The organism is Microbulbifer okhotskensis (assembly GCF_023895975.1).
Taxonomy (GTDB): Bacteria; Pseudomonadota; Gammaproteobacteria; order Pseudomonadales; family Cellvibrionaceae; genus Microbulbifer; species Microbulbifer okhotskensis.
Window position 1 is genome coordinate 1 of record NZ_JALBWM010000271.1, and the last position, 1,557, is coordinate 1,557.

Here is a 1,557-nt window from a genome sequence, read left to right on the forward strand (position 1 = left end):
TTGTCCATAGCGGCGTATTCCTGGTTGGCTTTGTTTGGCAACAACAAATCAACCATATACGCTACTTTCTTTCAAACCCTCAAACACCAGATTCGGTTATAACTCCTTGGCCACTTAATGGTGGGTTAAATTAGTTTTCCAGGCCGTGTACTACGAGTACAGGTGTCCGCGATTGGCTGAATGAGGATGGTGATCCTACTCAATAAAATTGAACAAACCAGTGTACGGTATGTTGTGGGAATCTTATATTAAATCAGCGGTATGCGATGGTTTCGTGGCCACCATACCCCTGACACTCTGTCGGAGTGATAGTAGCCCGCACCTGGTAGTGAGTTTGCCGGCTTAGGTCAAGTCCAAAGCTGTATAGAGTTATATTGTTACTTCTCCCGTTTAGCAAACGGTCGCAGTAGCGTGCATTATTTCTCGAAGGAAAAGCTAAATTTGGACTTTGTATTTAGCCGTGCTAACTTACGATGATTCCTATCTAGACTAATAATTAACTGTAATTTATCTGGATTACTTGGGAAGGAAACCATTTAGAGGGAGAAATGATAGCAGTTGTCGTATCAGGTTTAGGCCCAGCTCTCCCTTTGAGATTGCCGGTACCCGATTTGAATCTACTTCATCATTCATTCTGCTAAATTCCCTCGAAAATTCAGTGCTATTTTCCATTTGGGATGAACTTCGACTGGCTAAAGAGAGCCTGCCAGTTGCTAGGAGGTCAAGATTAATACTAAATCGAGCAAAACCTTTATAGGTGAAATTTTCAGCAACATGGCGGTTGCTCAAGTTAACCATCGCCTCCATTAGGCGATGATATATTGTATTGCGATCCAGATGTGGGGTCGAAAATATTATAGTTTGGCTGTCTAGTTCTGGCAGTCGCGTCGTAGGGCTCTTGTCTATAGAAACCTCAATATAGTATCCACTGTAGCTGAGTGCGTTCACATTTGCATTTGTAAACCTCGCGGCGTCGTAGGATATACCCTCTAGCCAATGGTTAACCTGTTCAATGCTATTAGTCTCTGTATTGGCCATTATTGATAACGTTAATTCTTTTGAGAGTTCGGCCATCAATGGTAGGTCTTGATGAGTGTTGAACGGAGTGCTATTCGCAGGCCCTAGAGATAGCTTGAGACGCTCTCGCACTTCGTGTTCACGGGCCTTTTGTAGTGCTAGAAAGACAGTTTGAATAATTTCAGAGGTTGGCAAATCGGCCTCTACTCGCCACTTTCTGCCATAAACAATTTTCTGGGAAGATTGTTCTATTAACGGGATATAGTTATCGTAACTGATAATGCCGATTTGAATATAGACTCCCGATTTGTCTTCACAGACAAATATTGGGTACTGTTCATCATAGTGAATATCCAGCAGAAGTTCTTCTATTGTTTCTCTTGTATGCGCATACTGTAGAAAGTGCTGAGGGATGTACCCCAATGTGCTGTTATTTAAGGGGAGGCTGGGAGCGCCTGCAATTGCTTTCTCCCCATTTTTTAGATGTCAACACTTCGGACAGTTTCATGCAGCTATAGCCCCATAGTCACTGTACCGCTC

Annotated in this window: 1 protein-coding gene; it reads right to left on the bottom strand. The window is 43.0% G+C overall.

Going from position 1 to position 1,557, the window contains the following annotated elements:
• Nucleotides 1–516: 516 nt before the first annotated feature.
• Entirely contained in the window at nt 517–1,440 is a 924-nt protein-coding gene (locus MO867_RS21970) for a hypothetical protein (RefSeq protein ID WP_252473139.1), read from the bottom strand.
• Nucleotides 1,441–1,557 lie beyond the last annotated feature (117 nt).